Below are 14,160 nucleotides of genomic sequence, written 5' to 3'. Positions count from 1 at the left end.
TGCGGCAAGTACAAGCGGATGAAGCACCGCGGCGTCATCTGCGACAAGTGCGGCGTGGAGGTGACCCAGTCGAAAGTGCGCCGCGAGCGCCTCGGGCACATCACGCTGGCCACCCCGGTGAGCCACGTCTGGTTCTTCAAGGGACTGCCCAGCCGGATCGGTCACCTGCTGGACATCTCCCTGCGGGACCTCGAGCGCGTGCTCTACTTCGAGGCCTACGTCGTCATCGACCCGGGAGATACGACGCTCAAGCAGAATCAGCTCCTGACCGAGGAGGAGTACCGGAAGGCGATCGAGGAGCACGGCCTCGGGTCGTTCGATGCCCAGATGGGTGCCGAAGCGATCCGAATCCTGCTGTCGGAGGTCGAGATCGAGGATCTCGCGGTGGAGCTGCGCCAGAAGATGCGCGCCGAGACCTCCGCGCAGAAGACCCAGAAGTTCGCCAAGCGGCTGAAGGTGGTCGACTCGTTCCGGCGCTCGACCAACAAGCCGGAGTGGATGATCCTGACCGAAGTCCCGGTTATCCCGCCCGAGTTGCGGCCTCTCGTGCCGCTCGACGGCGGGCGGTTCGCCACCTCCGATCTGAACGACCTCTACCGGCGCGTCATCAACCGGAACAACCGGCTGAAGAAGCTGATGGAGCTGAAGGCCCCCGACGTCATCATCCGCAACGAGAAGCGGATGCTGCAGGAGGCGGTCGACGCGCTCTTCGACAACGGCCGGCGCGGACGCGTGCTGCGCGGTGCGAACAACCGTGCGCTCAAGTCGCTTTCGGACACCCTGAAGGGGAAGCAGGGGCGTTTCCGCCAGAACCTGCTCGGGAAGCGCGTCGACTACTCGGGCCGCTCGGTCATCGTCGTCGGGCCGGAACTGAAGCTGCACCAGTGCGGCTTGCCGAAGAAGATGGCCCTCGAGCTGTTCAAGCCGTTCATCTACAACAAGCTGGAGCAGCGCGAGATGGTCTCGACCATCAAGCAGGCGCGCGAGATGGTGGATCAGCAGGAGCCGGAGGTGTGGGACATCCTCGAGGAGGTGATCCGCGAGCATCCGGTGCTCCTGAACCGGGCGCCGACGCTGCACCGCCTCGGTATCCAGGCGTTCGAGCCGGTTCTGGTCGAGGGCAAGGCGATCCGCATCCACCCGCTGGTCTGCACGGCATTCAATGCCGACTTCGACGGCGACCAGATGGCGGTTCACGTTCCGCTGTCGCCGGAGGCGCAGATCGAGGCGTCGGTGCTCATGATGTCGTCGAACAACATCATGTCGCCGTCGAGCGGGACGCCCATCGCCGTCCCGTCGCAGGACATCGTGCTCGGTTGCTACTACCTGACGAAGTCGAAGCCGGGCGCGAAGGGGCGGGGCCGGATCTACGGCACCCAGGCGGGCGACGCCGGAAACGGCATCGAGCTTCTCCGCAAGGACGACGAACTGCCGGTCTTCCTGGACGCCGATGATGTGCTGCTGGCCCTCGAGGCGGGCGCCATCGAGACCCTGAGCGAGATCAGGCTGCGGCTCAACGGGTCGTTCATGGACCTGACGGCCAACCGGGACGATCAGGACGTGCTCCACACGCCGGTCCAGGATCTCGACCGGCAGATAGTGACCACCACGGTCGGCCGCGTCGTCTTCAACAGCGCGCTGCCGGACGAGATCCCGTTCGTCAACGGGCTGCTCAAGAAGAAGGGGCTGCAGCAGCTCGTGCAGTACTGCTACCTGCGGCACGGGATAGAGCTGACCGTGCGCATGCTCGATCGCCTCAAGGATCTCGGGTTCCTGTACGCCACCAAGTCGGGTCTTTCGATCGGTATCGACGACCTCGTGATCCCCGAGGAGAAGCAGGTCCTGGTCACCGAAGCGCGGAGCGAGGTGATCAAGGTGGAGGACCAGTACCAGCAGGGAGCCATCACCGATCGCGAGCGGAAGAACAAGGTCATCGACATCTGGTCCGGAGTCACCGAGCAGATTGCCGACGAGATGTTCGTCGGCATGGAGAACATCAACCGCGGCTCGGAGGCGTTGGAGTTCAACCCGGTATTCGTCATGGCCGATTCGGGCGCGCGGGGCAGCAAGCAGCAGATCCGCCAGCTCGCGGGGATGCGCGGCCTGATGGCGAAGCCGTCCGGCGAGATCATCGAGACGCCGATCACGTCGAATTTCCGGGAGGGGCTGACCGTTCTGCAGTACTTCATCTCGACCCACGGCGCCCGCAAGGGACTGGCGGACACGGCGCTCAAGACGGCGGATTCCGGCTACCTGACCCGCCGCCTGGTCGACGTGGCGCAGGACGTCATCATTTCGGAGATCGACTGCGGCACCGATCAGGGGATCAAGGCGGAGGCTATCGTCGACAGCGGAGAGATCATCGAGCCGTTGCGCGACCGGATCATCGGACGGGTCACGGCCAACTCCACCGAAGGGGAGATTGTCGATCCGCTGACCGGCAAAATGCTGGCGCCCGCCAACACCCTGATCGGCGAGGAGCTCGCGTCGGAAATCCAGGAAGCGGGAATCGAGAGCATCCAGATCCGTTCGGTTCTCACGTGCGAGTCGCCGCGCGGGGTATGCGCCTGCTGCTACGGCCGCGACCTGGCGACCGGCAAGCTGGTGGAGCGCGGGCTGGCGGTCGGCGTCATCGCGGCGCAGTCGATCGGCGAGCCGGGCACGCAGCTCACGATGCGGACGTTCCACATCGGGGGTGCGGCGTCGGGCTCCGAGCAGTCGACGCACGTGTGCAAGCACGAGGGGATTGTCGACCTGGTCGGCGTGCAGGCGGTCTGGTTCGACGCCGAGGGCAATGCGGTGCAGGCCGACAGTAAGGGAGCCCGCGAGGGAATCGTCATGAACCGGACCGGCGAGCTCATCGTGCGCGACGCCCAGGGGCGCGGGCGCGAGCACTACGAACTGGTTTACGGCGCACGCCTGAAGGTGCGTGACAAGGAGACGACCGAGATCGGCGAAACCCTCGTCGAGTGGGATCCCTACACGCGGCCGATCCTGACCGAGAAGCCCGGGCGCATCCGGTTCCACGACATCGACGAGGAGACGATGCACGAGGAGACGGACGAAGTGACCGGCCTGATGCGCCGCATCATCATCGATCCGCCGACTGCGTCGGCGGAAGAGAAGCGGCCGGACGCCAGGAGGAAAGAAAAGGACGGCAAGGAACGGAAGCACAAGCAGCCGCGGATCGATGTCCTCGACGACAAGAACCGGGTGATATTCCACCGTGACCTGCCGGCCCGCGCGCACCTGATGGTGAACGACGACGACATGGTGCATGCCACCGATGTTCTGGCGAAGATTCCGCGCGAGACGACCAAGACGAAGGACATCACCGGCGGTCTGCCGCGCGTCGTCGAGCTGTTCGAGGCGCGGAAGCCGAAGGAGCCGGCGATCATCAGCGAGATCGACGGCACCGTCAAGCACGCCGGCGTCGTCAAGGGGATGCGGAAGATCGTCATCGTGCCGGAGGATGCGAACGCGGAACCGCACGAGTACTCCCTGCCCCGCAGCGTGCATCTCAACGTCCAGGACGGCGACCTGGTGCGCGCGGGCGACCCGCTGATGGAAGGGCCGCGCAACCCGCACGACATTCTCGACGTGCTGGGCGAGCAGGAACTCTACAGCTACCTGGTCAACGAGATTCAGGAGGTGTACCGGTTGCAGGGCGTCGCCATCAACGACAAGCACATCGAGGTGATGGTCCGGCAGATGATGCGTTGGGTGAAGATCGAGGAAGTCGGCGACACCGAGTTCCTCGTCGACGAACAGGTGGACAAGTTCCGGTTCCGAAAGGAGAACGAGCGGGTCACGGCCGAAGACGGTCAGCCCTCCACCGGCCGCCCGCTGCTGCTCGGCATCACCAAGGCCTCGCTCTCGACCGAGTCGTTCATCTCGGCCGCCTCGTTCCAGGAAACGACGCGGGTCTTGACCGAGGCGTCGATCTCCGGCAAGGTGGATCACCTGCGCGGCCTGAAGGAGAACGTCACCATGGGCCGGCTGATTCCGGCCGGCACCGGGTTCGACTACTATCGCCGGGTCCGGATCGAGCCGGACGAGCCACCGCCGCCGCCGATCTCGGCCGAGGATTCGGAGATGGAGGATTTCGTCTTCGACACCGAGGAGATGGGCGGTCCGGTCGGGGCGCTACGGACGGTCATGTCGTACGACCCGGCGGCGGAGGACACCGAGCCGCCGCGGGACGACGCCGAAGCGTAGTTCCGGGGTTCGGCCCCGCCCGCGGGTCCACCTTGCCTGGGGCGGCGTGCTGGTGGTACAATCCACCGTTTGTGTCGGATCCGGGATACCCTATCTGGATCCGATCCGTCCTGCACGACGAGCAAGAGTCATAGGGTCAACCGGTCGGGGTGCCAGGCGGTTGCCGCTTCCAGGCCCCGACCACAGACGGGTCGCGGATCGGCCGCGCCGCCGAATCCTCCCATGTGGGTGGTGGCGCGCCGGGCGAGGGAGCAGACGTGCCGACGATCAGTCAACTGGTGCGCAAGGGACGCCAGCGGGTCATCAACAAGACCAAGAGTCCCGCGCTGCAGAGTTGCCCGCAGAAGCGCGGGGTCTGCGTCCGGGTGTTCACGCAGACGCCGAAGAAGCCGAACTCGGCGCTCCGCAAGGTGGCGCGGGTCCGGCTGACCAACAGCATCGAGGTGACCAGCTACATCCCGGGCGAGGGGCACAACCTGCAGGAGCACTCGCTGGCTCTGATACGGGGCGGCCGGGTGAAGGACCTGCCGGGCGTCCGCTATCACGTGGTGCGCGGCACCCTCGACACCGTCGGGGTGGCCGGGCGCAAGCAGAGCCGGTCGAAGTACGGCGCGAAGCGGCCGAAGGCGTAGGCGCAGAGGAAGCGGCCGCAGGATCCAGTCCGGAGAAAGCCAGGAAAGACCGATGCCACGCAGACGCGACGTTCCGAAGCGCGAAGTGCCGCCGGATCCCGTGTACGACAGCACGCTGGTGACGAAGTTCGTCCGGATGATCATGAAGAGCGGCAAGCGGAGCGTCGCGGAAGGCATCGTCTACGGCAGCCTCGACATCATCCGCGAGCGGACCGGAGACGAGCCCATCAAGGTTTTCCGCAAGGCCGTCGACAACGTGAAGCCGAGCCTGGAAGTGAAGTCGCGGCGGGTGGGCGGCTCGAACTACCAGGTTCCGGTCGAGGTGTCGCAGAACCGCCGGCTGTCCCTCAGCATCCGCTGGCTGACGTCGTACGCGCGGGATCGCGGCGACGGCAAGACGATGCGGGAGAAGTTGGCGAACGAACTGATCGATGCGGCCAACCTGCGCGGCGGGTCGGTCAAGAAGCGAGAGGATACGCATCGGATGGCGGAGGCGAACAAGGCGTTCGCCCACTACCGGTGGTAGGAATGGGCAACGTGGTGGCGTCGCAGTCCACTCCGCGTACTGCGGGACGAACGGAACGGAACATGGCCAGGACGGTGGCGCTCAGTCGGACGCGGAATATCGGCATCATGGCCCATATCGATGCCGGGAAGACCACGACCACCGAGCGCATCCTTTTCTATACCGGTATCACCTACAAGCTGGGTGAGGTGCATGACGGCACCGCCGTGATGGACTGGATGGAGCAGGAGCAGGAGCGCGGCATCACCATCACCTCCGCCGCGACCACCTGCTTCTGGCGGGAGCACCGCATCAACATCATCGACACGCCCGGTCACGTCGACTTCACGGCCGAGGTGGAGCGGTCGTTGCGCGTTCTGGACGGGTCCGTCGCGGTTTTCGACGCCGTCGCCGGTGTCGAGCCGCAGTCGGAGACGGTCTGGCGGCAGGCGGACAAGTACCGGGTGCCGCGCCTCTGTTTCGTCAACAAGATGGACCGCGTGGGGGCCGACTTCGACCGGACGATCGAGCAGATCCGAACCAAGCTGGGGGCGAACCCCGTGGCGGTGCAGTTGCCGCTGTTCGAGGGAGAGGAGTTCGCCGGCGTGATCGACCTCATCGACATGAAGGCGATCCGCTACGCGGACGACACGCTGGGCGCGAAGCCGATCGTCTCCGCGATTCCGGAGGCGGCGCGCGAAGCGGCGATGACGGCGCGCGAGCATCTGGTCGAGAAGGTGAGCGAGGTCGACGACGACCTGCTCGACCTCTACCTGCATGGAGAGCCGCTGCCGTCGGACGGCATCCGCGAGGCGCTGCGGCGCCGCACGGTCGAGTCGGTGCGCGGCGGCGACCCGCCGTTCGTCGCCGTGCTGTGCGGCTCCGCCTTCAAGAACAAGGGCGTGCAGCCGCTGCTCAATGCGGTGGTGGACTTTCTGCCGTCGCCCGAAGACGTCCCGGCGATCACCGGCGTCAACCCGTTGCGGGCCGAGGACGCCGACGACTATCGCGTGGAGCGCTCGGCCGATGACGGCGCGCCGTTCTCGGCGCTCGCGTTCAAGGTGATGACCGACCCGTACGTCGGTCAGCTCACGTTCATCCGGGTCTACTCCGGCGTGATGCAGACCGGGGCGATGATTCTCAACCCCGGCCGCGAGCGGAAGGAGCGGATTGGCCGGCTCCTGAAGATGCACGCGAACAAGCGGGAGGAGATCCGGCAGGTCTATGCCGGCGACATCGCCGCCGCGGTCGGCCTGAAGAGCGTCGCGACCGGCGACACCATCTGCGATACGCAGCGCCCGGTGCTGCTCGAGTCGATGAAGTTCCCGGAGCCGGTCATCAGCCTGGCGATCGAGCCGAAGACAAAGGCGGACCAGGAGAAGCTGACGCTGGGGCTGGCGAAGCTGACGGCCGAGGATCCCACGTTCCAGGTCCGGACCGACGAGGAGACCGGGCAGGTGGTGATCTCCGGAATGGGCGAGTTGCACCTGGAGATCCTCGTTGACCGGCTGAAGCGGGAGTTCAGCGTCGAGGCCAGGGTCGGCCGCCCGCAGGTGGCCTACAAGGAAACGCTGACGCGCCCGACCGAGTCGGAGGGACGCTACGTCAAGCAGACCGGCGGCCGCGGACAGTACGGCCACGTGAAGATCCGCGTCGCGCCGGGACAGGCGGGCCATGGACTGGAGTTCGTCAACGACATCGTTGGCGGCGCGGTGCCGCGCGAGTTCATCAAGCCGGTCGAAAGCGGCATCCGCGAGGCGATGACCACCGGCGTACTCGCCGGATATCCGATCGAGGACGTCCGGGTATCGCTCTACGACGGGTCCCACCACGACGTGGACTCGTCCGAGGGCGCCTTCCGGGTGGCGGGTGCGATGGCGTTCCGCGAGGCGGCGCGCAGGGCCGCCGCCGTGCTGCTCGAGCCGGTGATGCGGTTCGAGGTCGTGGTTCCCGAAGAGTACATGGGAGATGTAATCGCCGACCTGAACGGACGCCGGGGCAAGGTGCGGTCGATGGAGGCTCGTGGCGGCACGCAGATCATCAGTGCGCGCGCGCCGCTGGCCGAGATGTTCGGGTACGCGACGGAGTTGCGTTCGCGGACGCAGGGACGGGCGACGTACTCGATGCACTTCGACCGGTACGAGCCGGCCCCGGAGAGCGTGACCGACCTGATCGTGGCGCGGATACGGGGCGAATAGCGGGTACTACCGATGGCGAACTTCAGCGACAAGATCCGGATCCGGCTCATGGCCTACGACCACCGCCTGCTCGACCAGTCGACGACCGAGATCGTCGACACCGCGAAGCGGACCGGCGCGCGGCTGGCGGGTCCGATCCCTCTGCCGACCTCCATCCGGAAGTGGACGGTGCTGCGCTCTCCCCATGTCGACAAGAAGTCGCGGGAGCAGTTCGAGATCCGGACGCACAAGCGCTTGATCGACATATTCGAGCCGACGTCGCAGACGGTGGACGCATTGATGAAGCTCGACCTGCCGGCCGGCGTGGATGTGGAGATTCGGGCCGACAGCCGGGAATGAGGATGTCGGGCCAGGGATAGCGAGCCAGACAGATGGTGACCGGGATCATCGGACGGAAGATCGGGATGACGCAGGTGTTCGCCGCCGACGGCGCGGCGCAGCCGGTCACCGTGCTGAAGGCGGGGCCGTGCGTCGTCATCCGCCGCAAGGAGACGGAGCGGGACGGCTACGACTCGGTACAGCTCGGGCTGGTCGAGGAACACCCGGCCCGGGTGACGAAGCCGGTAGCCGGCCTGTACGCGAAGGCGAACGTGCCGCCGACGCGCATCCGCCGCGAGGTGCCGCTCAGCGGCGACGACGATCCCCCCAGCGAGGGCGATCAGGTGGACGTGTCCCTCTTCGCGACAGGCGACCAGGTGGACGTCACCGCCGTGAGCCGGGGCCGCGGGTTCCAGGGCGTGATCAAGCGGCATGGTTTCGGCGGCGGGCGCGCGACGCACGGGTCGATGTTCCACCGCGCGCCCGGATCGATCGGCCAGTCGTCGTACCCGTCGCGGGTCCTCAAGGGAATGCGGGCCCCGGGCCGCATGGGCGGCGACCGGACCACGGTCCGTAACCTGCGAGTGGTCGACGTGGACGCGGAACAGAACCGGCTGGTGGTGAACGGCGCCGTGCCGGGTGCGCCGGGCGCCTGCGTGATGATCCGCAAGGCGGTGGCGCCGCGTCGCGAGCCGGCCGTTCCGGCCGACGCCGGCGGTGCGAAGAAGAAGGCGAGGCGATGACTCTCGACGTCGTGAACGGGCAGAACGAGAAGGTCGACTCGCTCGAGTTGAGCGACGACGTTTTCGGCGGCGCGCCGGCCATGGGGCTGGTCTGGGAGGCCGTGGTGCACGAGCAGGCGGGGCAGCGCCGCGGCACCCACGCCACCAAGACGCGCGCTCGCGTGAGCGGCACGGGTCGGAAGCCGTGGCGGCAGAAGGGGACCGGCCGCGCGCGGGTCGGTTCGGCGCGCAATCCGATCTGGCGGACCGGCGGGGTCGTTTTCGGTCCCCAGCCGCGCGACTACAGTTACCGGTTGCCTCGGAAGGTGGCTCGCGCCGCGTTGCGCGCCGCGTTGCAGTCGAAGCTGGCCGATGGAGCGGTGATCGTGATCTCGGCGTTCGAGCTGGTCGAACCGCGGACCCGGCTCGGCAACGAGCTGCTCGAAGCCCTGGACGTGCCGGGCAAGGCGCTGCTCGTCGACGTGACGGCGAACGAGACGCTGGACCGCGCGATGGGCAACCTGCCGGGGGTGGCGGTGACCGTGTCGAGCCTGGTCACCCCACGGGACCTGATCGACGCGGAGCACGTGGTCATCAGCAGGGCGGCGATGGAGCACCTGGCGCGCGCGGTGACCGGCTCGGGGCCGCTGGCGCGTGCGGAGGCCGACGCTGAAGAGTCGGCGGAGTCGACCGACTCCGAGGAGTCGGCCGGCACGGAGGACTCACCGTCATGAAACGCACCGACGTGATCCGACGGGCCATCGTGACGGAAAAGACCACCGTCCTGCGCGAGACGGGATCGCGCGAGGCGGGACAGGTGCTCGCGTTCGAGGTGGCCCTCGGGGCGACCAAGGTGGATATCAGGCAGGCGGTCGAAGACCTGCTGGGCTCGAAGGTGGCCAGCGTGCGGACCGCGATTGCGCACGGCAAGGAAAAGCGGCAGGGCCGGTTCGTCGGTCGCCGGCCCGACTGGAAGAAGGCTTACGTTCGGCTGCGGCCGGGCGAGCCGGTGCCGGAGTTCCTCGAGGGCGCATAGCGCGGCGGGGAACGGAAACAGATACAGACGATGGCGATTCGCAAGCACAAGCCCACCTCGTCGGGACGGCGCTTCCAGAGCGTCCAGACGTTCGACGAGATCACGACGACGAAGCCGCACCGGCCGTTGCTGCGTCCGCTGAAGAAGTCGGGTGGCAGAAACAACACCGGCGCCATCACGATCTGGTGGCGGGGCGGTGGCCACAAGCGAACCTATCGCGTGATCGACTTCAAGCGGGACAAGGTGGGGCGCGACAACCAGGGCGTGGCGGGCCGCGTCGCGACGATCGAGTACGACCCGAACCGGTCGGCCCGTATCGCGCTGGTCGTCTACACGGACGGCGAGAAACGCTACATCCTGCATCCGCTCGGTGTGAAGGTGGGCGACACGGTGGTTTCGGGCGACCAGGTGGACATCGTCCCCGGCAACGCGTTGCCCCTCAAGAACGTCCCGCTCGGCACCCAGGTGCACAACGTCGAGTTGCGGCCGGGCAAGGGCGGGCAGATGGCTCGCAGCGCTGGCGCGTCGGTTCAGGTGGTGGCGAAGGACGGCAAGTACGTCACCCTGCGCCTGCCGTCGGGGGAAACCCGCCTCGTGCAGCCGGACTGTCGCGCCACGGTGGGCCAGGTGGGGAACGTTCAGCACGAGAATGTCCGGATCGGTAAGGCGGGTCGGCAGCGTTGGCGCGGTCGCCGGCCGCATGTCTGCGGCAACTCGATGAATCCGGTCGACCATCCGCTCGGTGGCGGCGAGGGCCACGCGGCGGGCGGACGGCACCCGGTATCCCCGTGGGGCATGCCGGCGAAGGGATTCAAGACCCGCAAGAAGAAGCCGAGCGACAAGTTCATCGTTTCGCGCAAGAAGAAGCGGTAGGCAGGGACCAGACATGAGCCGTTCGTTGAGGAAAGGACCGTTCGTCGATCTTCCCCTCCTCGAGAAGATCGAGGTGATGAATCGGGCGGGCGAGAAGCGGGTGATCAAGACCTGGTCGCGCCGGTCGACGATCGTTCCGGAGATGGTGGGCCACACCGTGGCGGTACACAACGGCAAGAAGTTCGTGCCGGTTTACGTCACCGAGAACATGGTGGGTCACAAGTTCGGTGAGTTCGCGCCGACGCGGCTCTTCCGGGGGCATCCCACGAAGAGCGAGAAGTCGGCGTCGATGAGAGGGGGACGGTGATTTCCGGCCGCGCCACCGCGCGCTACGTCCGGACGTCGCCGCAGAAGGCGCGCCTCGTGCTTGACCTCATCCGGGGACTGGACGTCGACCGTGCGATGGCGACGCTTCGCTATACGAGCAAGGGCGTCGCGAAGGACGTGGAGAAGGTGCTCCGTTCGGCGGTCGCGAACGCACAGCAGCAGGAGGGAGCCGGCGAGCCGGATCGCCTGTTCGTGCGCGAGTGCCATGCCGACGGCGGGCCGTCGCTCAAGCGGATCCGGCCGCAGCCGATGGGGCGCGCGTTCCGCATTCAGAAACGGACCGCGCATCTGACGATCATGGTGGAGGAGCGGCCGGTGAAGCCGACGGCGGCGGTGACCGCTCCGACCGAGAAGGACACGGAAAGCTAGGAAGTCTGAATATGGGGCAGAAGGTTCATCCGTACGGGTTCCGGCTCGGCTTCAACAAGACGTGGCAATCGCGTTGGTACGCGGGTCGCGACTACGCGAAGTGGCTGCACGAGGATCTTGCGCTGAAGCGCGAGCTGAAGCAGCGCTTCTCGCATGCCGGCGTCTCGAAGATCGAGATCGAGCGGGCCGCGAACAAGCTGAAGCTGGACATTCACACGTCGCGTCCCGGCATCATCATCGGCCGGAAGGGCACCGAGGTCGACAAGCTGAAGACGGAGATCCAGAAGCGGACCAACCGCGAGGTCTTCATCAACATCCAGGAGATCCAGAAGCCGGAGCTCGAAGCGCAGTTGATCGCGGAGAACGTGGCGCTGCAGCTAGAGAAGCGGGTCGCCTTCCGCCGCGCGATGCGCAAGGCGGTGGAGGCGGCGCTCCGGTTCGGCGCACGCGGCATCAAGGTGCGGGTGGGCGGCCGGCTGAACGGCGCCGAGATCGCGCGTTCCGAGTGGTACCTGCACGGGCAGCTTCCGCTCCAGACGCTCCGCGCCAACATCGACTACGGCTTCGGCCAGGCCCGGACGACCTACGGCGTCATCGGCGTCAAGGTGTGGCTCTACAAGGGCGAGCGCCTCGAGCCGCTCGTGGGCCGCGAGGAGGAATACCGCATGCCGCGCCGGCGGACCGCGCGCGTGTAGGGAACCGACGGCAGGAATCACGCCATGTTGCAGCCGAAGAAGGTCAAGCACCGGAAACAGCACCGCGGACGGATGGCGGGCAAGGCGTGGCGCGGCTCGACCGTGGCGTTCGGCGACTACGGTCTCCGGGCGATGGAGGCGTGCTGGATTACGGATCGGCAGATCGAGGCGGCCCGGGTCGCGATGACCCGGTTCGTCAAGCGCGGCGGCAAGATCTGGGTCCGCGTCTTCCCGGACAAGCCGATCACGAAGAAGCCGCAGGAGACGCGGATGGGCAAGGGCAAGGGCGCGCCGGAGCAGTGGGTGGCGGTGGTCCGCCCCGGCCGGATCCTCTTCGAGATGGAGGGGGTCAGCGCCGCCGACGCGAAGCGGGCGATGGAGCTGGCCGCCGCCAAGCTGCCCATCCACGCGCGCTTCACGGCGCGGTTCGGTCAGTCGGAGAACTAGTGCGATGAAGGCGTCCGAGTTCCGGGAGCTGGGAACCCAGGATATAGCGCAGCGGGTCCGCGACCTGGATGATCAGGTGTTCCGCGCCAGGCTGCAGAAGTCGATGGGATCGGTCGACGCCGCGAACAAGGTGCGGAGCCTCCGGCGGGACCGGGCGCGCGGCCTGACCGTGCTGCGCGAGCGGGGGTCCCAGGAAACGCCGGCGGGGGGTAATGAAGCTTCCCCGGAGGGGGCGTCCACCGATTAGCGTCGGGTGAGTGAGCGAACGATGGGCAAGCAGCGCGAAGTGGTTGGCGTAGTGGTCCGGGACAAGATGGACAAGGGGGTCACCGTGGCGGTGGAACGCCGGGTGAGTCACGACGTTTACCAGAAGATACGCCGGCGCACGCAGACCTTCATGGCGCACGACGAGGAGAACGCCGCCCAGGTTGGCGACCGCGTGGCCATGGTGGAATCGCGTCCGTTGAGCCGCCGGAAGCGGTTTGTCGTGACCCGCGTCATCGAGCGCGCGGAGACGGTGTAGGAGCGCCAGAACGATGATCCAGATGCAGTCCGTGCTCGATGTCGCGGACAACTCCGGGGCGCGGCGGATCGCCGTGATCAACGCGCTGGGCGGAGCGACCGGCCGCTACGCGAGACTTGGCGACGTTGTGACCGCTTCCGTCAAGGAAGCCGCGCCCGACGCAACCGTCAAGAAGGGACAGGTGGTCAAGGCGGTCATCGTCCGGACGCACAAGGAGCAGCGCCGCCGCGACGGCACCTACATCCGGTTCGATCGGAACGCGGCGGTGCTCATCAACGATCAGAACGAACCGGTCGGGACGCGCGTGTTCGGGCCGGTGGCGCGGGAGTTGCGTGAGCGGAAGTTCATGAAGATCGTCTCGCTCGCGCCGGAAGTGCTGTAGGTCGAGGAACCAACGATGTCGCATCTGCGCACACCGGTCCGGAAGAACGACAGCGTGATTGTCGTCGCGGGCAAGGACCGTGGCAAGAAGGGGCGCGTGCTGAAGGTATTCCCGAAGCGCAACCGCGTGGTGGTCGAAGGGGTGAACTTCATCAAGCGGCACACGCGCCCGAACCCGCGGGCCAACGTGAAGGGCGGCATCGTGGAGCGCGAAGCGTCGGTGCACGCCTCGAACGTGCAGATCGTCTGCCCGGAATGCGGCGCGCCGGCGCGGATCGGTCGTCAGATTCTGGGCGATGGCCGCAAGGTGCGGGTCTGCCGCAAGTGTGACGGAGCCGTGGACAAATGAGCCGTTTGCGCGAACGTTACCAGGCGGAGGTGGTGCCGGCTCTCACAAAGGAGTTCGGCTACACCAACGTGATGGCGGTGCCGAAGCTGGAGCGCATCGTGGTCAACATGGGCCTCGGTGGGGCGACCCAGAACGCGAAGCTGATTGACGTCGGATCGCGGGAGCTGGCCCTCATCACCGGGCAGAAGTCGGTGGTTCGGCGGGCGCGGAAGTCTGTGGCGCAGTTCAAGGTGCGCCAGGGAATGCCCATCGGCGCCATGGTGACGCTGCGTGGCCCGCGCATGTACGAGTTCCTCGACCGGCTCGTGTCGATCGCGTTGCCGCGCGTCCGGGACTTCCGGGGCGTGTCGCCCAATGGTTTCGATGGCCGCGGCAACTACACGCTCGGGCTGAAGGATCAGTTGATCTTCCTGGAGATCGACTACATGCAGGTCGACCACGCGCGAGGAATGAACGTCTGCATGGTGACGACGGCGACGACCGACGAGGAGGGTCGCCGGTTGCTGCAGTTGTTGGGGATGCCGTTCAGGCGGAACTAGGAGCCCGAGGCAGGGACGAGGAGCACTT

At 66.9% G+C, this 14,160-nt stretch carries 18 protein-coding genes; all 18 read left to right on the top strand.

The features are described from left to right. On the top strand, positions 1 to 4,218 hold a 4,218-nt coding region (gene rpoC, locus F4Y45_17555), incomplete at its 5' end, for a DNA-directed RNA polymerase subunit beta' (protein ID MXY26313.1). 257 nt (positions 4,219 to 4,475) lie between these two features. Beyond that, positions 4,476 to 4,850 carry a 30S ribosomal protein S12 gene (locus F4Y45_17550; protein MXY26312.1) on the top strand — a complete coding sequence of 125 codons (375 nt, stop codon included), beginning with the start codon at positions 4,476 to 4,478 and terminating at the stop codon, positions 4,848 to 4,850. 52 nt (positions 4,851 to 4,902) lie between these two features. Beyond that, the gene (gene rpsG / locus F4Y45_17545) at positions 4,903 to 5,376 is read left to right on the top strand and encodes a 30S ribosomal protein S7 (GenBank protein ID MXY26311.1); all 474 of its coding nucleotides are present in this window, start codon (positions 4,903 to 4,905) and stop codon (positions 5,374 to 5,376) included. Positions 5,377 to 5,438: 62 nt separating this feature from the next. Further along, positions 5,439 to 7,553: an elongation factor G gene (fusA, locus tag F4Y45_17540; protein MXY26310.1), complete on the top strand. Its 2,115-nt coding sequence runs from the start codon at positions 5,439 to 5,441 to the stop codon at positions 7,551 to 7,553. A gap of 12 nt (positions 7,554 to 7,565) precedes the next feature. After that, positions 7,566 to 7,892 (top strand): 30S ribosomal protein S10, encoded by a 327-nt coding sequence (gene rpsJ, locus F4Y45_17535; GenBank protein MXY26309.1) that lies wholly within the window; start codon positions 7,566 to 7,568, stop codon positions 7,890 to 7,892. 32 nt (positions 7,893 to 7,924) lie between these two features. Continuing rightward, on the top strand, positions 7,925 to 8,614 hold the full coding sequence (locus F4Y45_17530) for a 50S ribosomal protein L3 (protein ID MXY26308.1): 690 nt from the start codon (positions 7,925 to 7,927) through the stop codon (positions 8,612 to 8,614). Then, positions 8,611 to 9,327, top strand: a complete 717-nt coding sequence (gene rplD, locus F4Y45_17525) for a 50S ribosomal protein L4 (GenBank protein ID MXY26307.1) — start codon at positions 8,611 to 8,613, stop codon at positions 9,325 to 9,327. Before F4Y45_17530 ends, rplD begins: the two co-directional genes overlap by 4 nt. Beyond that, the gene (locus F4Y45_17520) at positions 9,324 to 9,629 is read left to right on the top strand and encodes a 50S ribosomal protein L23 (protein ID MXY26306.1); all 306 of its coding nucleotides are present in this window, start codon (positions 9,324 to 9,326) and stop codon (positions 9,627 to 9,629) included. Before rplD ends, F4Y45_17520 begins: the two co-directional genes overlap by 4 nt. Before the next feature lie 30 nt (positions 9,630 to 9,659). Further along, a complete protein-coding gene (rplB, locus tag F4Y45_17515; GenBank protein MXY26305.1) occupies positions 9,660 to 10,502 on the top strand; it encodes a 50S ribosomal protein L2 in 843 nt (280 codons plus the stop codon). A gap of 13 nt (positions 10,503 to 10,515) precedes the next feature. Beyond that, positions 10,516 to 10,809, top strand: a complete 294-nt coding sequence (gene rpsS / locus F4Y45_17510) for a 30S ribosomal protein S19 (protein MXY26304.1) — start codon at positions 10,516 to 10,518, stop codon at positions 10,807 to 10,809. Continuing rightward, entirely contained in the window at positions 10,809 to 11,198 is a 390-nt protein-coding gene (locus F4Y45_17505) for a 50S ribosomal protein L22 (protein ID MXY26303.1), read from the top strand. The genes rpsS and F4Y45_17505 overlap by 1 nt, the downstream gene beginning before the upstream one ends. Before the next feature lie 11 nt (positions 11,199 to 11,209). Next, positions 11,210 to 11,893, top strand: a complete 684-nt coding sequence (gene rpsC / locus F4Y45_17500) for a 30S ribosomal protein S3 (protein MXY26302.1) — start codon at positions 11,210 to 11,212, stop codon at positions 11,891 to 11,893. Between the two features lie 24 nt (positions 11,894 to 11,917). Continuing rightward, entirely contained in the window at positions 11,918 to 12,340 is a 423-nt protein-coding gene (gene rplP / locus F4Y45_17495; protein MXY26301.1) for a 50S ribosomal protein L16, read from the top strand. Between the two features lie 4 nt (positions 12,341 to 12,344). Continuing rightward, positions 12,345 to 12,587 carry a 50S ribosomal protein L29 gene (rpmC, locus tag F4Y45_17490; GenBank protein ID MXY26300.1) on the top strand — a complete coding sequence of 81 codons (243 nt, stop codon included), beginning with the start codon at positions 12,345 to 12,347 and terminating at the stop codon, positions 12,585 to 12,587. A 21-nt stretch (positions 12,588 to 12,608) separates the two neighbouring features. Beyond that, positions 12,609 to 12,863: a 30S ribosomal protein S17 gene (gene rpsQ / locus F4Y45_17485; GenBank protein MXY26299.1), complete on the top strand. Its 255-nt coding sequence runs from the start codon at positions 12,609 to 12,611 to the stop codon at positions 12,861 to 12,863. A gap of 13 nt (positions 12,864 to 12,876) precedes the next feature. Beyond that, positions 12,877 to 13,245, top strand: coding sequence for a 50S ribosomal protein L14 (gene rplN / locus F4Y45_17480; protein MXY26298.1), 369 nt, complete (start codon positions 12,877 to 12,879; stop codon positions 13,243 to 13,245). 15 nt (positions 13,246 to 13,260) lie between these two features. Further along, complete coding sequence (locus F4Y45_17475) at positions 13,261 to 13,593, top strand: 50S ribosomal protein L24 (protein ID MXY26297.1); 333 nt, start codon at positions 13,261 to 13,263, stop codon at positions 13,591 to 13,593. Beyond that, the gene (rplE, locus tag F4Y45_17470; protein ID MXY26296.1) at positions 13,590 to 14,132 is read left to right on the top strand and encodes a 50S ribosomal protein L5; all 543 of its coding nucleotides are present in this window, start codon (positions 13,590 to 13,592) and stop codon (positions 14,130 to 14,132) included. The genes F4Y45_17475 and rplE overlap by 4 nt, the downstream gene beginning before the upstream one ends. The last annotated feature ends 28 nt before the right edge of the window (positions 14,133 to 14,160 follow it).

It is taken from the genome of Acidobacteriota bacterium (assembly GCA_009838525.1).
In the GTDB taxonomy this organism is placed as follows: domain Bacteria; phylum Acidobacteriota; class Vicinamibacteria; order Vicinamibacterales; family UBA8438; genus VXRJ01.
Note: the sequence above shows the minus strand (reverse complement) of the source record. Positions and strands in the feature narration are given on the sequence as shown.

Coding starts and splice junctions, on each gene's coding strand:
- rpsG (MXY26311.1), top strand. CDS start 4,903: ATGCCACGCAGACGCGACGTTCCGAAGCGCGAAGTGCCGCCGGATCCC.
- fusA (MXY26310.1), top strand. CDS start 5,439: ATGGCCAGGACGGTGGCGCTCAGTCGGACGCGGAATATCGGCATCATG.
- rpsJ (MXY26309.1), top strand. CDS start 7,566: ATGGCGAACTTCAGCGACAAGATCCGGATCCGGCTCATGGCCTACGAC.
- F4Y45_17530 (MXY26308.1), top strand. CDS start 7,925: ATGGTGACCGGGATCATCGGACGGAAGATCGGGATGACGCAGGTGTTC.
- rplD (MXY26307.1), top strand. CDS start 8,611: ATGACTCTCGACGTCGTGAACGGGCAGAACGAGAAGGTCGACTCGCTC.
- F4Y45_17520 (MXY26306.1), top strand. CDS start 9,324: ATGAAACGCACCGACGTGATCCGACGGGCCATCGTGACGGAAAAGACC.
- rplB (MXY26305.1), top strand. CDS start 9,660: ATGGCGATTCGCAAGCACAAGCCCACCTCGTCGGGACGGCGCTTCCAG.
- rpsS (MXY26304.1), top strand. CDS start 10,516: ATGAGCCGTTCGTTGAGGAAAGGACCGTTCGTCGATCTTCCCCTCCTC.
- rpsC (MXY26302.1), top strand. CDS start 11,210: ATGGGGCAGAAGGTTCATCCGTACGGGTTCCGGCTCGGCTTCAACAAG.
- rplP (MXY26301.1), top strand. CDS start 11,918: ATGTTGCAGCCGAAGAAGGTCAAGCACCGGAAACAGCACCGCGGACGG.
- rpmC (MXY26300.1), top strand. CDS start 12,345: ATGAAGGCGTCCGAGTTCCGGGAGCTGGGAACCCAGGATATAGCGCAG.
- rpsQ (MXY26299.1), top strand. CDS start 12,609: ATGGGCAAGCAGCGCGAAGTGGTTGGCGTAGTGGTCCGGGACAAGATG.
- rplN (MXY26298.1), top strand. CDS start 12,877: ATGATCCAGATGCAGTCCGTGCTCGATGTCGCGGACAACTCCGGGGCG.
- F4Y45_17475 (MXY26297.1), top strand. CDS start 13,261: ATGTCGCATCTGCGCACACCGGTCCGGAAGAACGACAGCGTGATTGTC.
- rplE (MXY26296.1), top strand. CDS start 13,590: ATGAGCCGTTTGCGCGAACGTTACCAGGCGGAGGTGGTGCCGGCTCTC.